Raw genomic sequence first — 7,511 nt, 5'->3', positions numbered from 1 at the left:
GGGGTATAAGAGACAGGACCCCGCGGCCCGCACCGGGCGGCTCAGACCGTGCGGCCGAGCCAGGCCGCCAGCCGGTCGTTGGCCCCGGCGCCCTCGGGCGCCGGCTGCACCGGGCCGAACGGCACGCCGGGGAAGCGCTCCTCGGCGGGCAGCACCTGCCGGGCGATCCCCAGCACCAGCTCGGCCAGCTCCTCGTCGAGCACCGCCGACGGGTCGACCACCCGGGCGATGTCCCAGGTGTGGGTGACCGCCTCCATCACGTACCCGCCGAGCGCGGCCTGCGCGGGCACCCGGCCCCACGGCACCTCGAACTCCCGCTCCAGCTTCGCGTCGTCCTGCCAGGCCGCCGTCCAGCGCGCCCGCGCCCGGCCGAAGGCGCCGACCCAGTCGCCGTCCTCGATCTCCCCGCCGGCGGCCGGCACGTCGGACCAGAGCCCGCCCTCGCCGACGTAGGAGATCCGGTGCATGCCGCCCGCCGTGTGGCCGAGCAGCGCCCGCAGGTCGTAGGCCGAGCACGGGGTCGGCCGCTCCAGCAGCTCCGGGGTGACCCCGGCGACGACCTTCTCCAGCTGGGTGACGGCGCGCAGGTACAGGGGGCGGGGGTCGGCGGTGGCGGTCATGGCAACTCCTCGTGGTGCGGTGGTTCCGTGCTGACGAGCGACACTCTCCCGGGCAAACCTGACACGTGCCGTCAGGTTTTATCCTGAATCCGTGAAGGCCGACCGACTGCTGTCGATCCTGCTGCTCCTGCAGACCCGCGGACGGGTTCCCGCACCCGAGCTCGCCGAGCGGCTGGAGGTGTCGGTGCGCACCGTGTACCGGGACGTCGAGGCGCTCTCCGCCGCGGGCGTCCCGGTCTGGGCGGAGCGCGGCCGGCACGGCGGGATCAACCTGCTGCCCGGCTACCGCACCGACGTCACCGGGCTGACCGGCGACGAGGCCCGGGCGCTGTTCGTGCTGTCCGCGCAGGGCGCGCACGAGGCGCTCGGCCTCGGCGACGCGATCGGCTCGGCGCTGCGCAAGGTGATGGCGGCGCTGCCCGCGCCGCACCGCCCGGCCGCCGAGCGCACCAGCGAGCGGATCCTGGTCGACCCGGCCCGCTGGATGAGCGGCGAGCCGGCGGCCGCCGTCGACCTCGGCATCCTGCAGACCGCGGTCTTCGCCGACCGGCGGCTGGAACTGACGTACCGCCACAGCGGCGACCCGGCGCCCAGCCGGTACACGGTGGACCCGTACGGCCTGGTGAACAAGGCCGGCGTCTGGTACCTGGTGGCCGACCTGGACGGTGCGCCGCGGCTGTTCCGGGCGGACCGGATGCTCGCCGCCGCGGTCGCCGAGGAGCCGGTGCGCCGCCGCCCGGGCGCCCAGCCGGCCGGGGTCTGGGCGGAGCTGCGCGACCAGGTGGAGCGGATCCCGGACGAGGTGCCGGTGCGGGTGCGCGTGCGCCGCCACCGGCTCGACCTGCTGCTGCGGATCCACGGGAACCACCAGCTGGGCCCCGCCCGGCCGGTCGGCGACAGCGAGTGGAGCGAGGTCGACCTCGGCTTCCGGGTGCTGCCGGCCGCCCGGGCGCTGCTGGCCTTCGGCGGCGACGTCGAGGTGCTCGCCCCGCCGGAGGCCCGCGCCCTGCTGGCGGCCGCCGCCGCCGAGGTGGTCGCCCTCTACCGGGACGGCGACGGGGACGCTACGGCTGCCGGGAGTCGCGCAGGGTGACGTCCTGGTAGGCGCCGAGCGCGATGGCGCCGAAGTTGTGCAGGCTGGCGGTGGAGTTCGCGAAGTAGCCGGTGTGCCCGGCGGCACCCTGCGAGGACACCTCGACCGCACCGAACTCGGCGGTGGTCGGGTCCGCGCCGTGGCCCAGGCCGCCGACCTCCAGGTACGGCACGTTGCCGATCCAGTCGGTGGGGTTGCGGGTCGCCCAGACCCGTACCCCGCTGCCCAGCTCGCCGGCGGTCTCCACGCCCATCCCGGGGCTGCCGAAGACCACCACGTCGGTGGCCCCGCGGTCCTTGATCCGCGGTGCGGCCTCGCCGCAGACCACCGAGCCGTACGAGTGGCAGAAGAGCGCCGGCGGGACGCTGGTGGAGGAGGTCTCGCGCAGCCCGGCGAGCAGCCGCAGCAGGCGGGGCACGCCGGCCTCGGCGAGGCGGGAGGTGACCGCGTCGGGGCCGAGTCCGGACGGGGTGACGTACCCCGTCCAGGCGATCACGGCCGTCTTGGCGGACGGGCTCTGCCGGTGCTCCTCGGCGAGCAGCGCCTTGGCCATCCCGGAGACGCCGCGCAGCGGGTCGCCGGACTGCTCGAAGTGGCCGAGGTCGGCGTCGGAGCCGGGGACGAGCACCGAGATCCGGTCGGCGGTGGCGAGGTCGCCGTAGACCTCGCTGACCAGCCCGCGGCCGCGCGGGTCGAAGGCGAGGATCTGCCGGCCCTTCTGCAGCAGCCGGGCGGTGTCGTCGGCCCGGGCCTCGGCGGCGGCCCGCTCGACCGGGCCGAGCCGGGGGTCGGCGGCGCGGGCCCGGGAGCGGTCGCGCTCGTCGGCGACGGCCAGCCGGTTGGCCCGGTAGCGCAGGGCGGGCGGCGCCCCGTCGAGATTGCCCACCACCAGCGGGTAGATCTGGACGAGGCGGTCCTGCTCGGCCTCGGTCAGCGAGGCGAAGAACGCGGCGACGGTGGGTGCGTCGGCGGTGGCCGGGTCCGGCAGGGCACGGCCGAGGGACTCGTCCTCGACCCAGGCCGCACTGCCGGCCGGCGGGGTGGTGATGGCGACCTGCTCGTTGGAGGCCGCCGCCTGGGCGGCCGCGGCACCGGCGTCCACCAGGACGGCGGAGGCGGCGAACGCGCCTATCAGGATGCGCTTGACCCGCCGCCTGCGCTGCATGGGCGTACTCTCCTCGGGCCGGTGACCGTCACAGCGGGCGGTGCCCGATGGTGGTACGACTGCCAACTACGTGCCAGCCAGGGTATGCGCCACCGGCCGGGGGTGAGCAGAGTCTAAACGGTGCGCTGGGTCACACACAGGGGGGACCTGGCGTGGCGTCAGGTTGATACCGATTCCTACCCCGGCCGGCCCCCCGGGGTCAGCGCCAGGAGCCGGCCAGGGCGGGTCCCAGCTGGTCGAAGTGCCGCTCGATGAGGGTGATCATGCCGTCCGGGCCGGCGGCGTGGGCCGCGTTGTCGGACGTCCAGGACAGGTGGGAGATCCGGACGACGGCGCCGAAGACGGCGGCGAGCAGCCGGGGTCGCAGGTCCGCGGCCGGGTCCAGGCCCTCGCGCTCGGCGAGGATGCCGGCCACCACGCCCTCCTGCTCGGTGGTGCGCCGCAGGTGGGCGGCGAGCAGGGTCGGGCTGTTCTCCAGCAGCTCGAACAGTTCCAGCGCGGCGGTGACCCCGCCGGGGCCGCTCTGGTCGTCCCGGCCGAGCACCAGCCAGGCCTCGGTGATCGCGGCCCGCATCGCCTGGAGCGGGTTCTCCGCGGCCGGCCGCTTGCGCAGGCACTCGATGAAGTAGTCCTCGGCGTCGGCCATGACGGCCAGCGCGACCTCCTCCTTGTTGGCGAAGTACCGGAAGAAGGTGCGCTGGGAGACGTCCACGCTCGCCGCGATCTCGTCGACCGTGGTGCGGCCGTAGCCCTGGCTCAGGAAGAGCCGGTGGGCGGCGTCGACCAGGGCGTCCCGGGTGCGCTGCTTCTTGCGTTCGCGCAGCCCGAGGACGCGGCAGCCGGGGTCGGTGGTGGAGTCGGTGAGCGGCGTGGCCATGGCTCAACGATAGCGGTCTGACATATGGCAGGAAGTGCCACCCGTCACAGTTTGCCGAATGTCAGCAGCTGACATAATGTTCCCGAGTGGCGCCCGCCAGGCCGAAGAACTCGTGGGGACGGGTGGGCCGGGGCGCCACACCCATGCCCGCGGCCGCACCGGCCGCGGCGTCCAGGTCACCAGGGGAAGGCACGCACGATGAGTCAGTCCGTTCTCGACAGCCAGCAGGCGGCACCGCCGCCGGCCGGGGGGCGCGGCCTCAAGGGCCACCCCTGGCTGACCCTGCTCACCGTCGCCGTCGGCGTGATGATGGTGGCGCTCGACGGCACGGTGGTGGCGATCGCCAACCCGGCGATCCAGGCCGACCTGGGCGCCTCGCCCGCCGACATCCAGTGGGTGACCAGCGGCTACCTGCTGGCGCTCGCCGTCTTCCTGGTCACCGCCGGCAAGATCGGCGACCGGTTCGGCCACAAGGCGACCTTCCTGGTCGGCGCGGCCGGCTTCGCCGCCACCTCGGCCGCGATCGGCTTCGCGACCTCGATCCAGATGGTGATCGCCTTCCGCGTCCTGCAGGGCCTGTTCGGCGCGCTGCTCCAGCCCGCCGCGCTCGGCCTGCTCCGCGGGGCCTTCCCGGCCGACCGGCTCAACATGGCCATCGGCATCTGGGGCGGCGTGATCGGAGCCTCCACCGCGGCCGGCCCGATCGTCGGCGGCCTGCTGGTCGAGCACGTGAACTGGCAGTCGGTCTTCTTCATCAACATCCCGGTCGGCCTGGTCGCGCTCGCGCTCGGCCTGTGGATCCTGCGCGACGCCCGGAGCGAGAACGCCGCCAAGTCCTTCGACATCCCGGGCATCGTGCTGCTCTCCGGCGCGATGTTCATGCTGGTCTGGGGCATCATCAAGGCTCCGACCTGGGGCTGGGGCGACCCGGCCACGCTGGTCTTCCTCGGCGGTGCGCTCATCGCCATGGTGCTCTTCGCGCTCTGGCAGACCAGGGCGAAGGAACCGCTGATCCCGCTCAGCCTGTTCCGCTCGGTGCCGCTGTCGGCGGGCACCCTGCTGATGGTGCTGATGGCCTTCGCCTTCTTCGGCGGGATCTTCTTCGTGACCTTCTACCTGCAGAACGTGCACGGCATGACCCCGGTCCAGGCCGGCGTCCACCTGCTGCCGATGACCGGCATGATGATCGTCGGCGCCCCGCTGGCCGGCGCCGCGATCGGCAAGGTCGGCCCGCGGATCCCGATCGTGGTGGGCATGCTCTTCACCACCGCCGCGATGGCCGGCATGTCGACCCTGACCACCGGCTCCGGCAACGGCGTGATGGCGCTCTGGTTCGTCCTCATGGGCCTCGGCCTCAGCCCGGTGATGGTCGGCGCCACCGAGGTGATCGTCGGCAACGCGCCGCTGGAGCTGTCCGGCGTGGCCGGCGGCCTCCAGCAGGCCGCGATGCAGGTCGGCGGCAGCCTGGGCACCGCCGTGCTGGGCGCCGTGATGGCGTCCCGGGTCACCGACGTGCTGCCCGGCAAGTGGGCCGCCGCCGGCCTGCCGCCGGTGCAGGGCGCGCAGGCCGAGGGCCTCGAGCAGGCCGCCCAGCTGGGCATCGCCCCGCCCGCCCCGGCCGGCACCCCGCAGCCGGTGGTCGACGCGATGGCCGGCGCCGTGCACACCTCGTTCGTCAGCGGGATGTCGGTGGCCTTCCTGGTGGCCGGCGCGGTGGCCCTGGTCGCCGCCGGCCTCGGCCTGCTGACCAAGCGCGGCGCCACCGAGACCGGCCCCGCCGTGCACATCTGACCGCGCCGCGGAGCCCCCGTACACGCACGACACCGCACCCGGCCCGGACCCGTTCCCGGCCGGGTGCGGTGCGTCGCCGTCCGGTCGCCGGGCCGGGGCAGCGGGCCCAGACTGGGACCGGCGCGGCCGCCGCCACGGCGGCCGCGGTGGACCGCGGAGGGTGCGGGAACGGCGATGCACGGAGCGGACGGCCAGGAGCCACCGGCGGGTGACGCCCCCGACCCGGGCACCGGGCGGCTGCTCGCCGGGCGCTACCGGCTGGGGCGGCGGCTCGGCCGCGGCGGGATGGGCACCGTCTGGGTCGCCCGGGACGCCAAGCTCGCCCGCGACGTCGCGGTGAAGGAGCTCAGCGTCGCCGGCATCCCCGACGAGGACCTCCCGGCGCTCCAGGCACGGATGGAGCAGGAGGCCAGGGCCGCCGCGATGCTCAAGCACCCCAGCGTGATCACGGTCTACGACGTGCTGGAGCAGGACGGCCGCCCGTGGATCGTCATGGAGCTGGTCGACGGCCGCTCGCTGGCGGAGGTGATCGCCGCCGAGGGCACCCTGCTGCCGCGCGACGCGGCCCGGGTCGGTGAACAGGTGCTGGGCGCCCTGGAGGAGGCGCACCGGCACGGCGTGCTGCACCGCGACGTGAAGCCCGCCAACGTGCTCCTGGAGCGCAGCGGGCGGGCCGTCCTCACCGACTTCGGGATCGCCCTGCTGGCCGGCTCGCCCGGCCTGACCAGGACGGGCGACATCGTCGGCTCGCCGGACTACGTGGCCCCCGAACGGGTCAGCGGCCACCGGCCGGGACCGGAGTCCGACCTCTGGTCGCTCGGCGCGACGCTGTACGCCGCGGTGGAGGGCCGGTCGCCGTTCCACCGCACCACCACCCTGAGCACCCTGCAGGCCGTGGTCTCCGACCCGCTGCCCGAACCGCACAACGCCGGAGTGCTCGCACCGGTGATCGAGGCGCTGCTCCGCAAGGACCCGGACGAGCGGGCCTCCGCCCGGCAGGCGCTCGACATGCTCCGGGAGGCGGCGGCCGCGACCGGCGGAACGGCCCGCCTGCCGACCGAACGGGTCACCCCGGCGGCCGCCGCGGCCGGTCTGCCGACCGCGACGACCCCGCCCACCCCGGTGCAGCCGCTGCCGCAGCCGCCGGGCCCTCCCGGCCGCGGCGGCCCGCCCCCGCCCCCGCCCCCGGCCGCCGAGACCGACCGCCGGCGCCGCCGCACCGTCCTGGCGGTGGTGGCAGGAGTCCTGGTGGCGGCCCTGGCCGGCGGGCTGGCCTACGCGCTCGCGGGGCGCGGCTCCCACGGGACGCCGGCCCGGGCCGCCTCCTCGCCCGCCGCGCAGCAGAGCCCCACCCCCACGCCGACGCCGACGCCCACGCCGACGCCCACCCCCACGCCGACGCCGACGCCCACCCCCACGCCGACGCCGACGCCGACCCCCACACCGACTCCCACCCCCACGCCCACCGGGACGCCGGCGCCGGCCGGCTTCACCTCGGTCGACGACCCCGCGGGGTTCCGGGTGGCCGTACCCCAGGGCTGGACCCGCAGCGAGTCCGGCGGCCAGGTCGACTACTCCCCGGACGGCGGGGTGCACCTGCTGCGCTTCGGCGTCGGACCGGGGGCCACCCAGTCCGCCGAGGCACACCTGCTGGACCTGGAGCAGACGGTCGCAGCCCAGCCCGACTACAGCAGGGTGGCCCTCCAGGCCAACGTCTACCAGGGGCAGCCCGGCGCGCTGTGGGAGTTCACCTTCACCGACCGGCAGGGCAACCCGCGGCACGCGATCGACCAGGCGTTCGTCGCCCCGAGCGGCACCGAGTACGCCGTCTACATGTCCTCGCCCGAGGAGGACTGGACGGCCACCCGGCAGCAGTTCTCCACCGTGCTCGCCACCTTCTCGGTGCCCTGACGGCGCCGCGCCGGCGGACGCAGCACGGCCGAGGGCCGGGCACCCCCGCGGGGG

6 protein-coding genes are annotated in these 7,511 nt (G+C 75.4%); 3 read left to right on the top strand and 3 right to left on the bottom strand.

The features are described 5' to 3' along the window. Positions 1 to 41: 41 nt before the first annotated feature. Positions 42 to 620: a TIGR03086 family metal-binding protein gene (locus ACFV0G_RS30650; RefSeq protein ID WP_380555070.1), complete on the bottom strand. Its 579-nt coding sequence runs from the start codon at positions 618 to 620 to the stop codon at positions 42 to 44. 91 nt (positions 621 to 711) lie between these two features. On the opposite strand from ACFV0G_RS30650, the gene ACFV0G_RS30645 reads away from it, so the two are divergent. Beyond that, positions 712 to 1,713 carry a helix-turn-helix transcriptional regulator gene (locus ACFV0G_RS30645; protein ID WP_380555068.1) on the top strand — a complete coding sequence of 334 codons (1,002 nt, stop codon included), beginning with the start codon at positions 712 to 714 and terminating at the stop codon, positions 1,711 to 1,713. Here the strand turns inward: ACFV0G_RS30645 and ACFV0G_RS30640 are convergent. Both ACFV0G_RS30640 and ACFV0G_RS30635 read right to left on the bottom strand, forming a co-directional pair. Continuing rightward, a complete protein-coding gene (locus ACFV0G_RS30640; RefSeq protein WP_380555066.1) occupies positions 1,685 to 2,878 on the bottom strand; it encodes an alpha/beta hydrolase in 1,194 nt (397 codons plus the stop codon). The two genes, ACFV0G_RS30645 and ACFV0G_RS30640, sit on opposite strands and share 29 nt — an antisense overlap. Before the next feature lie 199 nt (positions 2,879 to 3,077). Beyond that, complete coding sequence (locus tag ACFV0G_RS30635; RefSeq protein WP_380555065.1) at positions 3,078 to 3,755, bottom strand: TetR/AcrR family transcriptional regulator; 678 nt, start codon at positions 3,753 to 3,755, stop codon at positions 3,078 to 3,080. 198 nt (positions 3,756 to 3,953) lie between these two features. On the opposite strand from ACFV0G_RS30635, the gene ACFV0G_RS30630 reads away from it, so the two are divergent. Both ACFV0G_RS30630 and ACFV0G_RS30625 read left to right on the top strand, forming a co-directional pair. Then, the gene (locus ACFV0G_RS30630; protein ID WP_380555064.1) at positions 3,954 to 5,546 is read left to right on the top strand and encodes an MFS transporter; all 1,593 of its coding nucleotides are present in this window, start codon (positions 3,954 to 3,956) and stop codon (positions 5,544 to 5,546) included. Between the two features lie 174 nt (positions 5,547 to 5,720). Then, complete coding sequence (locus tag ACFV0G_RS30625; RefSeq protein WP_380555063.1) at positions 5,721 to 7,457, top strand: serine/threonine-protein kinase; 1,737 nt, start codon at positions 5,721 to 5,723, stop codon at positions 7,455 to 7,457. The last annotated feature ends 54 nt before the right edge of the window (positions 7,458 to 7,511 follow it).

This window comes from Kitasatospora sp. NPDC059571, assembly GCF_042735675.1.
In the GTDB taxonomy this organism is placed as follows: Bacteria; Actinomycetota; Actinomycetes; order Streptomycetales; family Streptomycetaceae; genus Kitasatospora.
Note: the sequence above shows the minus strand (reverse complement) of the source record. Positions and strands in the feature narration are given on the sequence as shown.

What these genes read in the sequence shown, in the direction of transcription:
- ACFV0G_RS30650 (WP_380555070.1), bottom strand. Translation starts at nt 620, where the DNA reads ATGACCGCCACCGCCGACCCCCGCCCCCTGTACCTGCGCGCCGTCACC.
- ACFV0G_RS30640 (WP_380555066.1), bottom strand. Translation starts at nt 2,878, where the DNA reads ATGCAGCGCAGGCGGCGGGTCAAGCGCATCCTGATAGGCGCGTTCGCC.
- ACFV0G_RS30635 (WP_380555065.1), bottom strand. Translation starts at nt 3,755, where the DNA reads ATGGCCACGCCGCTCACCGACTCCACCACCGACCCCGGCTGCCGCGTC.
- ACFV0G_RS30630 (WP_380555064.1), top strand. Translation starts at nt 3,954, where the DNA reads ATGAGTCAGTCCGTTCTCGACAGCCAGCAGGCGGCACCGCCGCCGGCC.
- ACFV0G_RS30625 (WP_380555063.1), top strand. Translation starts at nt 5,721, where the DNA reads ATGCACGGAGCGGACGGCCAGGAGCCACCGGCGGGTGACGCCCCCGAC.